This is a genomic window from Alkalihalobacterium elongatum, assembly GCF_019024285.1.
GTDB lineage: Bacteria > Bacillota > Bacilli > Bacillales > Bacillaceae_F > Alkalihalobacterium > Alkalihalobacterium elongatum.
Window position 1 is genome coordinate 1 of sequence record NZ_WMKZ01000017.1, and the last position, 17,759, is coordinate 17,759.

At 39.5% G+C, this 17,759-nt stretch carries 15 protein-coding genes; 1 reads left to right on the plus strand and 14 read right to left on the minus strand.

Translation table 11 applies throughout. The features are described 5' to 3' along the window. The 5 genes from GKP30_RS15350 to ftsE all read right to left on the minus strand — a co-directional run. The coding region (locus tag GKP30_RS15350; protein WP_216830339.1) for a hypothetical protein at positions 1 to 181 on the minus strand (181 nt) is incomplete at its 3' end. Positions 182 to 203: 22 nt separating this feature from the next. Beyond that, the gene (locus GKP30_RS15355; RefSeq protein WP_216830340.1) at positions 204 to 1,667 is read right to left on the minus strand and encodes a S41 family peptidase; all 1,464 of its coding nucleotides are present in this window, start codon (positions 1,665 to 1,667) and stop codon (positions 204 to 206) included. A 269-nt stretch (positions 1,668 to 1,936) separates the two neighbouring features. Further along, positions 1,937 to 3,286: a murein hydrolase activator EnvC family protein gene (locus GKP30_RS15360; RefSeq protein WP_216830341.1), complete on the minus strand. Its 1,350-nt coding sequence runs from the start codon at positions 3,284 to 3,286 to the stop codon at positions 1,937 to 1,939. A gap of 39 nt (positions 3,287 to 3,325) precedes the next feature. Beyond that, on the minus strand, positions 3,326 to 4,219 hold the full coding sequence (gene ftsX, locus GKP30_RS15365; protein WP_216830342.1) for a permease-like cell division protein FtsX: 894 nt from the start codon (positions 4,217 to 4,219) through the stop codon (positions 3,326 to 3,328). Then, on the minus strand, positions 4,209 to 4,895 hold the full coding sequence (gene ftsE / locus GKP30_RS15370) for a cell division ATP-binding protein FtsE (RefSeq protein ID WP_216830343.1): 687 nt from the start codon (positions 4,893 to 4,895) through the stop codon (positions 4,209 to 4,211). The genes ftsX and ftsE overlap by 11 nt, the downstream gene beginning before the upstream one ends. A 442-nt stretch (positions 4,896 to 5,337) precedes the next feature. On the opposite strand from ftsE, the gene GKP30_RS15375 reads away from it, so the two are divergent. Next, a complete protein-coding gene (locus GKP30_RS15375) occupies positions 5,338 to 6,252 on the plus strand; it encodes a nuclease-related domain-containing protein (RefSeq protein WP_216830344.1) in 915 nt (304 codons plus the stop codon). A 327-nt stretch (positions 6,253 to 6,579) separates the two neighbouring features. Here GKP30_RS15375 and GKP30_RS15380 read toward each other — a convergent pair whose 3' ends face one another. From GKP30_RS15380 to secA, 9 genes are all read right to left on the minus strand, one after another. Further along, on the minus strand, positions 6,580 to 6,951 hold the full coding sequence (locus GKP30_RS15380; protein ID WP_216830345.1) for a c-type cytochrome: 372 nt from the start codon (positions 6,949 to 6,951) through the stop codon (positions 6,580 to 6,582). 69 nt (positions 6,952 to 7,020) lie between these two features. Next, entirely contained in the window at positions 7,021 to 7,893 is an 873-nt protein-coding gene (locus GKP30_RS15385) for a YitT family protein (protein ID WP_236035131.1), read from the minus strand. Between the two features lie 417 nt (positions 7,894 to 8,310). After that, positions 8,311 to 10,578 carry a hypothetical protein gene (locus GKP30_RS15390; protein ID WP_216830346.1) on the minus strand — a complete coding sequence of 756 codons (2,268 nt, stop codon included), beginning with the start codon at positions 10,576 to 10,578 and terminating at the stop codon, positions 8,311 to 8,313. Next, positions 10,575 to 10,886 (minus strand): hypothetical protein, encoded by a 312-nt coding sequence (locus GKP30_RS15395; RefSeq protein WP_216830347.1) that lies wholly within the window; start codon positions 10,884 to 10,886, stop codon positions 10,575 to 10,577. Before GKP30_RS15395 ends, GKP30_RS15390 begins: the two co-directional genes overlap by 4 nt. Then, positions 10,876 to 11,421, minus strand: coding sequence for an RNA polymerase sigma factor (locus GKP30_RS15400; protein ID WP_216830348.1), 546 nt, complete (start codon positions 11,419 to 11,421; stop codon positions 10,876 to 10,878). Before GKP30_RS15400 ends, GKP30_RS15395 begins: the two co-directional genes overlap by 11 nt. A gap of 176 nt (positions 11,422 to 11,597) precedes the next feature. Continuing rightward, positions 11,598 to 12,449, minus strand: coding sequence for a DUF4352 domain-containing protein (locus tag GKP30_RS15405; protein ID WP_216830349.1), 852 nt, complete (start codon positions 12,447 to 12,449; stop codon positions 11,598 to 11,600). 189 nt (positions 12,450 to 12,638) lie between these two features. Continuing rightward, positions 12,639 to 13,745 carry an HD-GYP domain-containing protein gene (locus GKP30_RS15410; protein ID WP_216830350.1) on the minus strand — a complete coding sequence of 369 codons (1,107 nt, stop codon included), beginning with the start codon at positions 13,743 to 13,745 and terminating at the stop codon, positions 12,639 to 12,641. Positions 13,746 to 14,001: 256 nt separating this feature from the next. Next, positions 14,002 to 15,100 (minus strand): peptide chain release factor 2 gene (prfB, locus tag GKP30_RS15415; protein ID WP_407928624.1). Its coding sequence is split into 2 segments (ribosomal slippage): positions 14,002 to 15,027 and positions 15,029 to 15,100, totalling 1,098 coding nucleotides; the frame shifts between segments, so codons are not numbered across the junction. Between the two features lie 124 nt (positions 15,101 to 15,224). Next, positions 15,225 to 17,747, minus strand: a complete 2,523-nt coding sequence (gene secA / locus GKP30_RS15420; protein WP_216830352.1) for a preprotein translocase subunit SecA — start codon at positions 17,745 to 17,747, stop codon at positions 15,225 to 15,227. Positions 17,748 to 17,759 lie beyond the last annotated feature (12 nt).

Here is a 17,759-nt window from a genome sequence, read left to right on the forward strand (position 1 = left end):
CTGGAGGACCAGCCATTAGTGTCCTGTTCTTTGGACACGTTGGATGGACCGAAGCGACCTCGAGCCGATGACACTTGCAGCTAGACAAAGAAAAGCGGAAGCGTCCGTTTTGCGGCGCTGCAGTTTTGCTTAAATAAAAAAGTACATGTGTAGCCTTTTCGCTACACATGTACTTCGACAACAGCCTATAATATTCCTGCTTTTTACGAATCGCTTTGTTTAATAATTAACTCGATTGCAGTTTGGAGCTGACGGTCATTTTTCTCATCACGAACTGCCTCAACAATAGCTTCATGTATAGCAGAGGCAGTTTCTTCGTCAATAACCCCTGTAGCATCTAAATTATTTGTGTTTTGGAAAGCACTGACAGCTTGCTCAGTTTGTTTACTATAATAGCCGTCGGTACGCCCTGGTTCAAAACCTAAACCTTTTAACATATGCTGAGCACTTCTTACCTGCTCATTTAACATATCATAGCTTAAGTCCTCTTTTACAGTAAGAGGTGGTAAATAGAAAAATTCTGGCTGTGATACTTCAACAGTCGGCTCAACACCAACCCCATTGATAAAGTTACCATCAGACGTTAACCACTTAAACAGTGATAATTTAATTTCACTGCCGTCTCCTAGTTGAAGTGCTTGCTGTACTGTCCCTTTACCAAATGTCGTTTCACCAACTAAGTCATAGTTTCCTGCTTCTTTTAATGCACCTGCAATAATTTCTGAAGCTGATGCACTTCCTTGATCAATTAAACCGATAATCGGATAATCCTTTGTTTCTTTCAGTGAAGAAATATAACGGACTTTTTCACCATCACGGTTTTCAATTTGCACGATTGGTTTTCCATGGGGAATAACCAGCTTTCCGATTTCTTCAGCTACATTTAACAGTCCACCTGGATTTCCGCGAACATCAATGATTAATCCATCCATCCCTTTGTCTTCAAGTGTTGCTAGCTCTCGCTCAAAACGTTCAGCTGTATCTTTTGCAAAGGATGTAATTTCTAATACACCGACTGTCTTCCCTTTATGCTCGATCGTTTTTGCTCGAACGGATTCGATCGGGATCTCATCGCGTTCAACTGAAATTTCAATAAGTTCGGAACTCGTTGGTCGATCAATAGTCAACACCACTTCTGTTCCTTTTTCACCACGAATTTTTAGGACAGCATCATATAATGTTAGACCTTCAATGCTCTCCCCATCAATTTTAATAATGCGATCCTTCGGCAATAAACCAGCTTTCTCTGCTGGAGACTCTCGCATCGGTGAAACGATAGTCACTTGACCATTCGTCATATTTACTTCAGCACCAATTCCTGAAAAATGAGAGTCGAGTGATTCCATAAATTGTGAAGCCGTCTCTTCATCCATATAGACTGAATATGGATCATCGAGTGCTTTAACCATTCCTGAAATCGCGCCTTCTAATAAATCTTTCTCATCGATTTCATGGATATAACGTTCACTAATTAATTCCATCGCACTTAGAAATTTTGTGACCGTGTCTAGATCTTCTTTCTTATCAACGGTTTCAGCTAACACAGGATGCGAGTCGTCACCAACTTCAGAATTAAGACCATTCATAAACACGAACATGCCACTTGCACCAATTAATAGTGAGAGAACGATAGCAAACGCTAGTGTTTTTCCTCTAATATTGTTCATGACTTTCCACCTCTCTTGCAGAAAAGGCACTACATCCAGTAGATGCAATGCCTTACCATTCATATTGTTAGTATATGTTAGCCTGTACAATTTATGTTCTTTCCTACTTAATACTATACTACAAGCTGAGACAAGAATAAAGTGAACCTGCCTCTAGATGCAGATTTCCAGCTCCACCGTGTTTAAATCACAAGTTCTCAAGTCAATATGATTTAAAACTCGATAGACTCCAATCACAGATTTTCTATAATTGGAGTCTACGTAGTCTTTTAGTTAATATAGTTCATTGGGTTAACAGAATTTGATTTAGCTCCATTCCAAGATCCTCTATGAACTTCAAAGTGTAAGTGAGGTCCTGTCGATGCTCCAGTCGAACCCATTTTGCCGATCTCTTGTCCACGACTAACACGCTGACCATTTGAAACTGAAATAGAATTCATATGTGCGTAAAGAGTTGTTAACACTTCTCCATTCACATTATGTGAAATCATCACGGTATTTCCGTATCCATTCATATAGCGAGCTGCGATAACTGTTCCAGCTTCAGCTGCATAAATGGGTGTCCCTGTACTATTAGCAATATCTAAGCCGTGATGTTTTGTTCTACTACCCGTAATTGGATGAGTTCTCCAACCATAAGGAGATGAAAACCTTCCACTTGCAGGGCGCATCAATGTTCCACTACCAGTCGATGGCGCGGATTCAACAGTTGGCGAAGAGTTACTTCTACTTGGCTGTTGCTGTGTTTGCTGTTGTTCTGCTTGCTGCTGTTGTCTCTGTCTTTCTAGCTCGCGTTGTCTCTCTTGTTCTTCTCGTTGTTTTTGAAGCGCTATTTGACGTTGTTCTTCTTCCCATGCTGCAAGCTCTGCCTGTACAGCTCTTTCTTGATCTGCAAGGATCGCCGCTTCATCTTCTAAGCTAACAATATATACAGAAATTTCCTCACCTTTGGCGAGAAGCTTTTCCATAATACGATCTTTTTCTTTTTTCTGGCTTTCTAGCTGTGCCATTAACCTTTCAAGTTCAATTAAGTGATTTTCTAATTTTACTAGATTTTCCTCTACTTTTTCCTTCTTCTCTTCTAGTAATCTATGATCCTCTAAGTGCGCTTCTAAAATATTGCGGTCTTGCTGTGCAATCATCGTTAGTGCACTTAGACGATCAAGAAAGTCACCGAAGCTTTTTGCACCTAAAATGACCTCAAGGTAACTTACACTGCCGCCGTTTTGGTACATCGATCGAGCGCGATCCTTTAACAATTCGTCACGCTCTTCGATTCTATTTTCAATGATCACCAGTTCTTCTTTTAATAATTCAATTTCTTCACGAACATCTTCAATTTCCGCTTGCTTTTGATTAATTTTTTTGTCCGTTTCTGAAACTTCCATGTCTATTTTTCGGATTTCGTCTTCAAGCTTCTTTTGTTCAGCCTCAATCTTTTTAAGCTCTGCTTCTTGCTTTTCAGCTTCTTGTTGCTTTTCTTGTTTTTCTTCTTTTATATCAGATAGTTTATTTTTTATTTCTGTATTTGCCAATGTAAAGTTAGGTCCAAAACCTGCAAACACCGTGCTTGCTGCCAAAACAAATGACATCAAGACTAACGTACTCCTTCGCCTCATCCAATTATCCTCCTCGTTCTTCCTCACTCTTAAATTATTCTAGGCTTTTAAAAACTTACGAACACTCATCATACTTCCCCAAACACCAATAAACGCGCCGATTAATAGAAGAAGACCTCCCACTTGATAGACCGCTGGGAACACTGGGACTAATTCAAAAAACATGACTTCAAGTCTAGAACGCATGATGTCAAAGAAATAAGAATAGCCAGTTACAAGGAAAATAATTGGAATTAATGCCCCAATAATACCTATTAACAAGCCTTCTACAAAGAACGGCCAACGGATAAACCCGTTTGTTGCCCCTACTAACCTCATAATTTGGATTTCTGGTTTTCTAGCAACGATTGTCATTTTAATCGTATTAGAGATTAAGAACATCGCTGTAAACATCATCCCAGCCACTAGAATTAGACCAAATGTCCGCATAAAATCAGTAACAACAAACAACCTTTCAACAACATCTTTACCGTAATTTACTGTTTCAACATGTGCTAGTTCCTCAATTTGGCCAGCAACGGTTTCAGTTAATTGCGGTGTATCTGCTCTTACTACAAATTTATCATTAAATGGATTTTCCGAACGCAGCCCTTCAAACACAGGCGACATCTCATCCATACTTTCAATAAATTGGTCTAAACCTTCATCCCGGTCTACATACTCGATGCTTTCAACATGTTGAATACTCTCGATATTTTCCCTTAACTCATTTTGCTGCTCTTCATCTGCAGTTAATTCAATATAAACTCGAATTTCAACGTCATCTTCAACAGAATCTGCAATATGGTTCATGTTGAGAATTAACAATAAGAAAATCCCCACTAAGAAAAGCATAATGGCAACTGCACTGATTGAAGCAAACGTCATCCAGCCATTTCTACCAAGATTTTTAAAACCTTCTTTACCGTGACGATTAAGGGTTCTAAATTTCATATCCGTAGTTCCCCCTCATTTCATCGCGGACAACACGTCCACCTTCAATAGCAATAACACGCTTTTTAATCGTATTAACAATTTCTTTATTATGCGTGGCCATGACGATCGTAGTCCCTCGATTATTGATTTCTTCTAATGTGTCCATAATTTCCCAAGCTGTATCTGGATCAAGATTACCCGTAGGCTCGTCCGCAATTAAAACACTCGGATTATTGACGATCGCTCGAGCGATTGCCACCCGCTGCTGTTCCCCACCAGATAACTCACTAGGAAGGAAACGTGCTTTATTTTTTAATTTTACAATTTCCAGTACACGCATAACTTTCTGTTTGATAGCTTCAGGCTTTTCTTCGATTACTTCTAAAGCAAACGCAACATTTTCGAAGACTGATAGCCTTGGCAATAGTTTGAAATCCTGAAAGACAACCCCAATGCTTCGGCGAACAATTGGTACTTGTCGATCTTTTACTTTTGCTAGGTTAGTACCATTGATAGAAATGTCACCTTTTGTCGGTTTTTCTTCGCGGTACATCATTTTTATAAAAGTAGATTTCCCAGCGCCACTAGGACCTACCACATATACAAACTCGCCTTTTCCGATTGAAATATCTATCCCATTAATGGCACTAACGCCATTCGGATACGTTTTCCATACATCTTTCATATCTATCAACACAATCACTTCCTACATCTAGTTGAGATTCACTTCAATTCCATCCAAATAAAAGTCAATCATGTTTTATGAAGGACTCCACTCGCTGTTATTCTTTGAGGATTGCTGTTGAACCATCATCGACAACCTCAATTTATGTCGTTTTTTCTAATCTAATATATTATAACACCTTTAATTTTACATGGGGGTTGCTTTTTATTACAATTTTATTTCAATAATGAAGTAGAGTATGTAAGGTTTTAGGAGATTAATAATTTTAATGGAAATTATTGATGAGAAATGTCGTATAGATGTGTGTGTTGGTGACAAAAGAATGTTGCAGGTTTTCTGCTTTTTTGAGGTGATAGATTGGGGAGCAATAAATTTTTAATACTTTTTAACTTGTACATCTTGGAGTTCTTTCCTAAAATTATGTTTATCAAATACGATGGGGGATTGATATATGGTAATTAAGCCTCGAAGTGAGCCTATAGAATTGAAACTTCTAAAATATTTACATACACGAACAAATTTATCCGATAAAGAGATGAATAAGTTTAGAAACCTTGAGAAAGGCTATGAGGGGGAAAAGGTATTTGATGAGTTGCTTGAGAATTTACCTAACGACCTATATCTAATACTTAATGACTTATTCCTTGAAACAAATAACACTATTTATCAAATCAATACGTTGTTAATCAGTCATGAAAAAATTCTTCTCTTTGAGATAAAAAACTATGATAGTGACTTTTGTATTACCGATGATCGTTGGTATACGTCGGCTAATAGTGAAATCAAAGACCCTTTACTTCAATTGAAGCGCAGTGAAGATTTGTTAAGACAACTCCTTGATAATTTAGGATTTAATATCCCGCTTAAACCCTACTTGACCTTTGTAAATCCAAACTTCTTTTTATATGAAGCCCCTTTGAACCTCCCTATAATTTTCCCTACTCATCTCCGGCGGTTTTTCAAACAACTCCATTCCAATACAGTAAAAGTAGATGATAGACATTCCAGATTAGCCGAAAAATTAATATCATTACATTTAAATAGTTCCCCCTACACGAGAATACCTAACTATGCCTTTGAAACTATTGGAAAAGGGATCGTTTGTGTATCTTGCCAATCTCTAAATACGGTTTCAGCCCCCACAGAACACACCATTTTTTGTCGTTCATGCACCCTTAGAGAAATTACCACTACCGCTATTTTAAGAACCATTGATGAATTCAAACTGCTATTTCCTAATAAGAAAATAACCACAAAAATAATTTACCTATGGTGGAACAAAGTGATTCCACAGAGAAACATACAGAGGATACTATCCAAGCATTATAAAAAAATGGGCTATGGCAGGGCCTCCTATTATGTGTGAAATTTAATATTGAAGCATGTTTTTTTCCGCTATAGGCGGGGTGAATTTTCGTTTTTGTTTCTGCTTTGTGCGTGGTTCTTCCTTTTTTTGGAGGATATGTAGGCTTAGTTTGGGTTTAGGGGTTTATGTTTCCTTTTATTGGAATATCCTTGCTCTAATTTTGCTTTCGGGACACATTTTTACCTTTTTATGGTGATAGGCTGGGCTTTGTTTCTGCTTTGCACATGTTTCTTATTTTTTTGTAAGATATAATGCTCTAACAGGATACTCATTGAAAAAGACTTCTCTCATATATAGAGAGAAGTCTTTTCGCTTTATTAATGGTTTTTATTGCTCTACTAACCAAGCTGCAAGGTTTTCAGCTTCTTCACCTTCAACTAAACCTGGTTGCATCGGCCCAACGCCTTCAGCTAACACGTGAATGATTTCATCGTATGTGTAAGCTCCATCAGTTAGTGCTGGTCCAACTCCACCTTCAAGATTACCACCGTGGCAGCTCATACATTTTGCTTTGTATGTAGCTTCAGCAGCTTGCGCATCGTATGTAGCACCTGTTGTTTCTTCAGCAGTTTCTTCTCCAGCTTCTTCTGCTGGTGCTTCTTCTACTGGGTCATCAGCTGGTGCTTCATCACCGCCACCGCCACAGGCTCCTAACACTAAAATAGACGCCCCTGTTAATGCCATTAAGAACTTTTTCATGTTAAGCAAAGACCTCCTTACGTAGCATATTTGCAGGAAAATATACCCTGCATTGTAATTATAACTAAATCATTGGTTTTTGAAACCCTCACCAAGTACCTCAGTAGCGTTGGTGACAACAACAAATGCAGATGGGTCGGCACTTTTCACTATTTGTTTCAATTTTGTGACTTCTGTTTGATGAACGACACACATTAGAACAGGGCGCTTTTCATTTGTGTAACCGCCATAACCAGATAATTTAGTGACACCACGATCTACATCTCTTAGTATACTTTGCCTCACTTCTTCTTGTTTATTCGAAATAATTAATGCAACTTTTGCATAACCTACTCCCATTTGAACTAAATCAATCGTTTTACCCGTTATAAATAGGGCAATTAAAGCATAAAGAGCTAGTTCAATATTGAATACAATCGCTGATGTTGCCACGATTAATCCGTCTAAAATAAAAACACAAGCCCCGAGTGAAAGGCCAGTATATTTATTAATGATTTGTGCCGCTAAATCTGTTCCACCTGTACTTGCCGCTGACCGGAAGACAATCCCTAATCCTAAACCAACACCAATCCCGCCAAAAAGCGCAGCTAAAAGTGGATCTGTAGTTGCTGGTTCCAGATGTCGTGTCAAATATACGACGTAAGGTAAGAATAACGTCCCAATTAATGTTTTTACACCATATTTCATCCCACCGAGAAGGAGGATGCCTAAGATAAACAATGGAATATTAAAGGCCCATTGTGTAAAGGCAGGCTCAATCCCGAATACATCATATACAATTGTACTTATACCACTTACACCACCTGACGCAATTCGGTTAGGCAGTAGGAAAAGGTTAAAGGCAATGGCTACAATCGCAGAACCTAGCAGGATCTGTCCGTACTCTAGTACCATACTAACCTTTGGATTCATCTCATGATCTCTTCTACGTTTTGTCATCATCATCATTTCTGTCTACACTCACTTCTACGAAGGGTGGATGGGAGTGCCAGGCACCCTCGTCAACAACCCTTGCCGTTATTTATTCCGTTGGATAGTATAGCACTGGTTGAATAATGTGTAAATGAGAGCCAATTAACGCTTTACAAAAGTAAAATACCTTACTTTGTCTATAGTTTTTCACAGCTCGTAAAAATTATGAATGATGACAAAATAGCATGATGGATGGGGGGATGGAATGAATAAGTGAATAAGTAGTGCCAGGCACCTTACAACAAGGTGCCTGGCACTAGAAATTACACATTTTAATGTGGTTTCCACAGTTACACACAGTGTTATCCACATTTAACTACACATATCCACATATAGTCCACATTTCACATAGGTTATCAACAGGAGTTCTGTTGATAACCCTATATTTTAGTTATGATGTGCCAGTTTTTCGAGGAATTTCCGATTTTCTTTATCCTCAATTGTGGATAAACGTTGTTTTAAAGCTTCAGCTCCCTTTTCCAAATAAACTTGTAAAGCAGCTTTCAGCTCGTCATTAACATTGACATTCTCTACATATGGGGTCCAGTCAACATAGGTGCGGAACTTAACTGGGTGAGCTTTCGCCAAATGTTTGATCTGCTCGATATCTGTTCCCAGATACAATTCTAAGGCAAATAAATCAACTACAGCCTCATTCGAGCGATCATTCTGTAACGCTTTATACTGCCAGTCTCTCGCTTCTTCCCATCTACCTCGCTCTATCAAAGCTTTGACGTGAGTATAGTAATGCCAGTGCGAGTATTGATTATGCCCATTTGGGGTTTCCAAAGCTTGTTCGTACTTTTTAAACCAGCGATCATATTCCTGCCAATCTTTTTTCTCATACGCTCCTTCTAATAAAGTAAAATAATGTTCTGGATGCCCAGTCAATTCAGCAAGCCGCTCCATGTAATCAAAATAGGCTGGATTTTCTACGCGATAATGATTAGGTCCAATTTCTTGATAACTAAGAATAGATGTAATCATTTTTAATGAATGAATATCTTTAGGGTTTGCTTCTAGATCTTTTTTATATGCTTCCAACGCATCATCTAATCGTTCTTTTAATAGTAATCGATCTGCAGCTGTTAATTCCCGGACTTTTAATTGAAAAAATGGAATGTCTCCCACCGTTTCATCATTTAGTCGATGCCCTGCACTTCTTCCGACTTCGACGCCATTTTCATCGAGGGCCCGGACCGACCATGAAAACGAACCCGCAGGATTAGTTAGTCCTAATAGTTTTTTTGGCTCCAAAAGAACATTCCCCTCTTCATCTAAAGTGAAGGTTCGTGATGTTTCAAAATACCAAAGTTCATGAACTGGAACGGTTAATGAATGCGTTTCTATTCCTGAATACGCAGTGTACGTGATGCCGCCACTTTCCATTGGTACGAAAAACAAAAGTTCATACGTTTGCGCTTCATCGACAGGAACCCACTCAAAAGTGACCTCGTCTTCTACAATCGCTACGTTGTTCACGGGCTGGACAACATCCATTAATGGTAAAAACGTAATGTCATACGTGAGCTCTGTACCATACTCAATATTTAGCCAATCATACATATCAACAGGCCATGAATACCCGTCCACATGAAAATATTGCAGGCCTAAACCAACTTGGTAGCTGTTCGGTACCACATCATGAAACTGATAATACCCATTGTCATCCGTTTGCGTCACATAGTATTCCATATCCCCATGTGCACTTCGATTGACATTCGATGGATCCCGCAAATACACATAGACGTTTTCAAGCGGTGTTCCGTCTTTTCTTGTGATACGTCCATCTATTGTTCCAAAGCCCTTTTCTAATTCGCCATCAGCAACCATTTGTTCAATTCTCTTTTTGATCCCAATTAGTGGGTAGTCATTTTCATCGTAGTACTCGTAACTATCCTCGAATTCCGCCCGCTCCAAGGCAAAGGCTTCTTCCCACTCTTCTATCACCTGGTAAGCTTCTTCTAATTTTTTTTCACGAAGCAAAGCTTCTACATATAGCTTTGTCCATTGGTCTGAAAGTCGATAGGTTAGGTCATGGTCTGCAAGACGTTCCATTTCATCTTTTTTTATTTTCAAAAGGAGATCGATCACTTCTTTCGGTTGCCCGTCTTCTAGGAGGAACTGGGCACGAGTGAGCATAAACTCTTCATTAAAATAATAGGAATGCTGCTGCTTCCACTCACTTTCTTTTTCATATAAGAATGAAATAGCTGCCTCTAGTCCTTCGGTTTTACGGATATAGTGGGCATATTCATTTACTGCACCTCCATAAGACCAATTTGTTTTTGAACCATTTTCAATATAAAAAGAGAGATACGGTGCAGCTTCCTCTAATGTAAAGCCGCTCCAATATTCCTCCGCTCCTTCTCCCATTGATATGCCTGGGCTAATATAAATCGGATGTCCCGTTCCCCTTGGCCAAGAAGACACGATATATCTACTTATGAGATCTAGCTTTTTTGCTGTCGTTTTTGAGTTTTCAATTAGCTCAATGATCTCCTGACCAACTTGTGGTTTACTTACTTGAAGCATTCGATCAATTTGGTATTCTTTGACGACAGGTAGGATGATAAAATTTAAAAATAAAAACAAGCTGATAAATCCAGCGCTTCCGAATATGAGGTGCTTTCTTTTCATACGAACTTTTTTCATTTGTCCCCCAGCCTCTCCTCAATCATTTCACTCCAGTAAATACTGCCTTTTAAATTCACCAACTCTCCTTTTTGGTCTGCAGAGTCGTTGATGGATACGAACGGTAATGTCACTAGTAAAAGAGCACCACAAACGGTCGCAGATACAGGCAGCAGTGATACTTCTATGTCTTTATTGAGCCAGCGAGAGACCCGTTCACTCCAGGTTTTGGGGTGAGTTCGCTTGATGACAGCCTCTGTGTTTTGGAAAGTATGAGCATTTAGCTCTTGCTCTAATTTCTGATGTAATTTTTCACGATTATCGTTCATAACGTTCACGCTCCAGCCGTTCTTTTAATAGCTTTCTTCCGCGATACAGATTGCTTTTCACGGTGTTTTCTTTCATCCCTAGCAGTTCGCTAATTTCTGAAATGTGATAATTTGAAAAGTAAAATAACGTAAGCACTTCGCGGTATTGATAGTCAAGCGCTTGCAGGTGCTGGGCTAGCTCTTCATCTCCCTCAAGCTGAATGACAATATCTTCTGTGGTTGTAAGGTCGATGGCGTCAATGTCTTCCTCATCCCGCTTTCTTAAGAAAATATGGCGAAAGTTCCATCTTCTGAGTCGCCTGCGGCAGAGGTTGATCGTAATTGAGGTCATCCAGCTTTTTAGTTTACTATCATCTTGCAGCGTATCGATTTTTTCATAGGCCGTGACAAACATGTCCTGCACAACCTCTTCTGCTTCATAACGATCTTTTAGTAAAAGAAGAGCCACTCTAAAAAAGTAATCCCCATACAACTGCATGAGCTCCCGCAGCCCCTCTTCTTCCTTATTTTTTAAACGCCGTACTATTTCGTCCATGTGACCTCTCCCATTTTCCCAACATCGTTCCAACTACTATCTCTAGCGTATCTATACATTAGTGCCAGCTCAAGACGAAAAGGTTGCAAAAAAGAAAAAAAAGTAAAAAAATAAAATGAAAAATGGTGCCAGGCACCTTTAGCGGACTAAAGGTGCCTGGCACCATAATTATTAATTTACCATTCAATATGAAATTGAAATTCTTCAATTGAAATATCCCAGTTATCTGATGCACCATCTAAGTATAGCGTTAATTCTTTGTTACTCTCAAAATCTAGGCGTGCAAACGATAGAATTCCTTCTGAAACAACACCAGGGCGTATATCTGATTGTAATTCAGAATAATTTGCCTCCCAATTATATTCAGTATCGTACTGCTTTCCACCTTGAACCACTTTTGCACTATGAGACCAGAAACTAATAGAGTCATTAGATTCATTTTTTATTGATACATAGATACGAGTATCCTTTTCTCCAAACTCTACCTTTTCCACTTCTATACTATAACCTGATTGGCTTTGTTCTTGATTTACAATTACTTCATGAAGAGTTGGAGAAACAGCCGTAATGTAGTCTACCACTTCATAATTGTTTGCCTTAATTAATGGAGCCGTAAGTTGAGCCCCAAATGCATTTTCACCTTTAAATTCATCAATAACTTCCCCTAGGATTTTTATGTAATCTTCATCAGTGACAACTAAATTAGGGTCTGGAATGTGAACGATTGTGTTATGGTCATTTTTTTCTGGATCAGCCCAAATTTGTAAGTAGGTCGCATCAGAATCCTTCTCAACTACAAAAACTCTACCTATATACTCAACTTTCGATCCTTTAAACTGAGCTGGACTACTTAACATTTGAACAAACTCCTGTTCACTAAGAAGGTCTTCACTTTCAGTTTTTTCTTCTTCATTTGTAATTAAATCCTCTTCACTGCCTTCTCTATCAACTGGTGTACTTGTTTCCTCCCCACATGCTGTTAATACCAACATCAATACTACTAAAATAGCTAAAACCGACTTACTCATTTTATCCCCTCCACGTTTACTTTATTTTCCACAAAATCATACCACAAAAAGGACTTTAGTATTGAGCCTTTTCTAACAAATTTGGTAATTTTACTGACTTAGAAAAAAAAGAGGTGAAAGAGGAGTGCCAGGCACCTTCTATGGTGCCTGGCACTCCTCTTTACTGAGCTATCCATTTTACCCTTGTATTTACAACAATGCTTCAGCCTCAACAATTTCCATGCATAAGTGATCTTTGGAGGATAGGTCGATTTCATATGGGGTTACCACTTGCTGCTCCTCATCTCGAGTTACTCGTATGATCGGCCTTCCAGCCGATTTAAAATTATAATCTGAAACAATTCCTTTTCTACCGTCATTTAATGTAACTGTCACACCTTGAGGATAAACAGCAATCGAATCCTTAAACAACTGGACCTGCTTTATTTCAAATTGTGTTCCGCTTCCAGCATATAGAATTTCTAATGCACGATGAGGTAGCATCGCTGGGCGGTACACTCGATGACTTGTAAGGGCATCAAATACATCTGCTACACTTAAAATTTTTGCGTATTGATGGATTTCATCTCCCTTTAGCCCTCTAGGGTACCCTCGCCCATCTAGCCTTTCATGGTGTTGAAGTGCACAATGGGAGACAGGCAATGGAATTTCATGAAACTTTCTTAAAATATCAAACCCTAACTCACAATGAGTTTTAATTTGATCATATTCTTCATTTGTTAATTTGTCAGGTTTATTAATGACTTCAGGAGGAATGTACATCTTGCCTAAATCATGAAGTAAAGCTCCAAGACCAATTTCTTCAATTTTCTTAATTGGTAAGCCGTTAGCTATAGCTAATTGACACGAATATATCGCGACATTGGCACAATGCGAATATAAATAATTGTCATGAACTTTAGCCGTCGCTAATAAGTTTAAGGCGACTCGGTTTTTTGATAAGCAGTCCAGGATATCTTTGAAAACCTTTTGAAAACTCCGTACCGCCCGACCCGTTTGCATCATCCTTTGCGGAATGGACTCATTTCCTTTCCTATCAACAAGTGAATTTAACCCCTCCGTTATTACACTTACAGCTTCAGCACGTAACTCTGCTGGGATCGATTCAATGATTTCAATTCCTTCAGACTCGTCATCATCTATGTAAATTGTAAAAATCCGATATCTTTTAAGCCCTGCTAGTAAACTACTAGTAAGCTCTGTCCCTTTACACAACAAGACCTTACCGTTTTCATCCCGAATCGTTTTACCTAACTTCATTCCAGGCTGACATCTTTCTACTGTAATTAAGCGCATTTCTGTCCCCCCCACTGATGCTACGAATAGTTGCTATCAAGAAAAATCTATGTATCTAACGAATTCATTCTTTTTACTTATACATTCATAAGTCCTATCTTGAAACCCCAAAAATTAGCTTCATTACCTTCATATGCTAATAGACACAATTCTATTTTACTATTAAATCCATGTTAATTCGACAAACTTTTACAAATAAAAATGGTGTCAGGCACCTTTAGCGGACTAAAGGTGCCTGACACCATATAATAATCTCTTACATCATCGAGCGCAGGTAAGCGTCGATGAAGCCATCGAGTTCGCCGTCCATAACGGCATTTGTGTTTCCGATTTCGAAGTTTGTACGGTGGTCTTTTACTAAGCTATACGGGTGGAAGACGTACGAACGGATTTGACTCCCCCAGCCGATGTCCTTTTGCTCTCCACGAATTTCCGCTAGCTCTGCTTGCTGCTCTTCGATTTTTAATTGATAGAGCTTCGCCATGAGCATTTTCATCGCGCGCTCACGGTTCTTAATTTGCGAACGTTCGGTTTGGCACGTAACGACCGTATTCGTTGGTACGTGTGTAATACGTACTGCTGAATCCGTTGTATTAATGTGCTGTCCACCCGCACCACTCGCACGGTACGTGTCGATTTTCAATTCTTCAGGTGATACGTCGATTTCGACGTTATCATCAAGCTCTGGCATGACTTCACACGAAACGAATGAAGTATGTCTTCTGCCTGAAGAGTCAAACGGTGAAATACGTACGAGACGGTGTACACCTTTTTCCGCTTTTAAATAGCCATACGCATTGTGACCTTTAATTAATAGCGTTACACTCTTTACGCCCGCTTCCTCACCAGGTAAGTAGTCGAGAGTTTCGACTTTAAAGCCTTTTTTCTCGGCCCAGCGCGTGTACATGCGTAGCAACATCGAAGCCCAGTCTTGAGACTCGGTTCCACCTGCACCTGGGTGCAATTCTAAAATTGCATTATTTTTATCATATGGTTCACTTAATAGTAGCTGGAGCTCATACTCATTTAATGCTTTCGCTAAACTCGTAACGCCCTCATCCAGCTCTTCCATAAACGACTCGTCGCCTTCTTCTTTTACAAGTTCATATGTGACTTCAAGGTCATCGTACTTTTCTTGCAGCTCTTTATACGTATTGACCATATCTTTCAGAGCATTGGATTCATTAATGATTTGCTGCGCCGTATCTTGATCATTCCAAAAATTAGGCTCAGCCATGCGCTCATCAAGCTCTTCCATTCGAGTCTCTTTCACTTCTAAGTCAAAGAGACCCCCTAAAGTCCGCTAATCGCTTAGCCATTGTTGACAATTCTTGCTTTACTTCTGTTAAATCCATCCTATCCTTCACCTCATTAAGTAATTACGAACTAAAAAATTTTCACGAACCTTATTACTATATGCAACACGACTGAAAATTGAGTGCAAAGAAGCAGATGCAATTCGCATCTGCTCCGTATCACTTACAATCTACCGCAGCACTGCTTATATTTCTTACCGCTACCGCACGGGCAAGCGTCATTACGTCCAACTGTATTATTATTTCGAACTGGCATCTTCTTCTCTTTGCTGCCTTCACCAGCTGCTGCACTCATATGCACAGCTTTTCCTTCAGCCACTTCTTTACGCTCAAGGTTTTGTTCAACTTGTGCTTTCATGATGTACATCGCGACTTCATCTTCAATCGAAGCAACCATTTGCTCGAACATTTCAAAGCCTTCAAACTTGTACTCACGAAGTGGATCATTTTGACCATAAGCACGTAAATGAATACCTTGACGCAGTTGATCCATTTGGTCAATATGATTCATCCACTTGCGGTCAACCGAACGCAGCATGATAACTTTTTCAAATTCACGCATATGCTCGCTCGTGAATTGCTCTTCTTTTTGGTCGTAAGCCGCTTTTACTTTTTCTAAAATAAGCTCTTCCATCTCTTCAGGATCAAGACCTTTCAAGTCTTTTTCCGTGATTTCACCTTCTGGTAAAAGCATCATTTTTATAAAATTTTCAATGGCTACGATGTCCCAATCCTCTGGAACTTCAGATTCTGGCGTATGAAGAGCCACATTGCGTTTTACAACAGATTCAATCATTTTTTCAACAATCGCACGGAGGTTATCTGACTCAAGTACTTCCATACGTTGCTTATAAATGATTTCACGTTGCTCTCGCATTACATCATCATATTGTAAAATCTGTTTACGCGCATCGAAGTTGTTTCCTTCTACTCGCTTCTGAGCCTGCTCTACCGCACGGCTAACTAGTTTACTTTCAATTGGTTGGTCTTCTTCTAAGCCAAGTCGGTCCATCATCGTTTTCATATTATCGGAACCGAAACGACGCATGAGCTCGTCTTCCATTGATAAATAGAACTGTGATGTACCTGGGTCTCCTTGACGACCTGAACGACCACGTAACTGATTATCGATACGGCGTGATTCGTGACGCTCTGTACCAAGAACAAATAATCCGCCTAGTTCTTTTACTGCATCGCCAAGCTTGATGTCTGTACCACGACCTGCCATGTTCGTCGCAATCGTAACGGCACCTTTTTGACCTGCTCTTTCAATGATTTCTGCCTCACTGAAGTGGTTTTTTGCATTTAAAACGTGGTGTGGAACTCGCTTTTTCTTTAAAAGATTCGAGACAAGCTCTGACGTTTCAACACTTACTGTACCAACAAGCACAGGCTGACCTTTTTTATGAAGTTCTTCAATTTGGCTAACAACCGCATTGAACTTCGCTTGCATCGTTTTATAAATTAAATCTGGACGATCATCACGAGCAATCGGCTTATTCGTCGGTATACTCATAACGTCCATGCCGTATACTTGCTGGAACTCTTCTTCTTCCGTTTTCGCCGTACCTGTCATCCCCGCTAACTTTGAATAACGACGGAAATAGTTCTGGAACGTGATCGAAGCAAGCGTCATACTTTCGCGTTGGATCTCTAGACCTTCCTTCGCCTCAATCGCTTGGTGAAGCCCGTCACTATAACGACGACCTTTCATAAGACGTCCAGTAAATTGGTCAACGATAACGATTTCACCATCATCCACAACATAATCGCCGTCACGGTGCATCACAACGTGTGCTTTTAACGCCTGATTGATGTGGTGATTAAGTGAAACATATTTTTGGTCAAAAAGGTTATCAATATTAAAGCCTTTTTCCGCCTTATTAACCCCTTCTTCCGTTAAAAGAACGGTCTTTGTTTTTTCATCGACTGTATAGTCATCTTCATTACGAAGAGACCGAACAAATGCATTCGCTTGGATATAAAGGTTTGTTGAGCGTTCCACTGAACCTGAAATGATAAGCGGTGTTCTCGCTTCATCAACTAAAATGGAGTCAACCTCATCGATTACAGCAAAATGAAGCGGGCGTTGAACCATTTGGTTTTTATAAAGCACCATGTTATCACGGAGATAGTCGAAACCGTACTCATTGTTCGTACCGTACGTAATGTCAGCTGCATACGCTTCTTGCTTTTCTTCTTTTGAAAGGCCACTAACGTTTAAACCTACTGTTAGACCTAAAAATTCATACAGCTCTCTCATGATTTCGCAGTCACGACGAGCTAGGTATTCGTTGACTGTAACAACATGAACACCTTTTCCAGTTAACGCGTTTAAATAAACAGGTAGGGTTCCAACGAGTGTTTTACCTTCCCCTGTTTTCATCTCCGCGATATTCCCATTATGTAAAACAATTGCACCTAAAAGCTGTACTCGGAACGGACGCATTTTTAATACACGTTCAGAAGCTTCACGTACAACCGCATACGCTTCAGGTAATAATTTATCTAAAGATTCCCCGTTATTGTAACGATTTTTAAATTCTTCTGTTTTCGCACGCAACCCATCATCCGATAGTTTCTTTGTATCATCAGCTAACGCTTCAATCGCATCAACGATTTTTTCATATTTCTTCAGCTGTCGTTGACTCGGATCACCAATTACTTTTTTCAATAATCCCATCATAGTAATTCTCGT

Bases quoted from the DNA above. Each gene is read 5' to 3' on its own strand.
- GKP30_RS15355 (WP_216830340.1), bottom strand. From the start codon at position 1,667: ATGAACAATATTAGAGGAAAAACACTAGCGTTTGCTATCGTTCTCTCA.
- GKP30_RS15360 (WP_216830341.1), bottom strand. From the start codon at position 3,286: ATGAGGCGAAGGAGTACGTTAGTCTTGATGTCATTTGTTTTGGCAGCA.
- ftsX (WP_216830342.1), bottom strand. From the start codon at position 4,219: ATGAAATTTAGAACCCTTAATCGTCACGGTAAAGAAGGTTTTAAAAAT.
- GKP30_RS15375 (WP_216830344.1), top strand. From the start codon at position 5,338: ATGGTAATTAAGCCTCGAAGTGAGCCTATAGAATTGAAACTTCTAAAA.
- GKP30_RS15380 (WP_216830345.1), bottom strand. From the start codon at position 6,951: ATGAAAAAGTTCTTAATGGCATTAACAGGGGCGTCTATTTTAGTGTTA.
- GKP30_RS15385 (WP_236035131.1), bottom strand. From the start codon at position 7,893: ATGATGACAAAACGTAGAAGAGATCATGAGATGAATCCAAAGGTTAGT.
- GKP30_RS15390 (WP_216830346.1), bottom strand. From the start codon at position 10,578: ATGAAAAAAGTTCGTATGAAAAGAAAGCACCTCATATTCGGAAGCGCT.
- GKP30_RS15395 (WP_216830347.1), bottom strand. From the start codon at position 10,886: ATGAACGATAATCGTGAAAAATTACATCAGAAATTAGAGCAAGAGCTA.
- GKP30_RS15400 (WP_216830348.1), bottom strand. From the start codon at position 11,421: ATGGACGAAATAGTACGGCGTTTAAAAAATAAGGAAGAAGAGGGGCTG.
- GKP30_RS15405 (WP_216830349.1), bottom strand. From the start codon at position 12,449: ATGAGTAAGTCGGTTTTAGCTATTTTAGTAGTATTGATGTTGGTATTA.
- GKP30_RS15410 (WP_216830350.1), bottom strand. From the start codon at position 13,745: ATGCGCTTAATTACAGTAGAAAGATGTCAGCCTGGAATGAAGTTAGGT.
- secA (WP_216830352.1), bottom strand. From the start codon at position 17,747: ATGATGGGATTATTGAAAAAAGTAATTGGTGATCCGAGTCAACGACAG.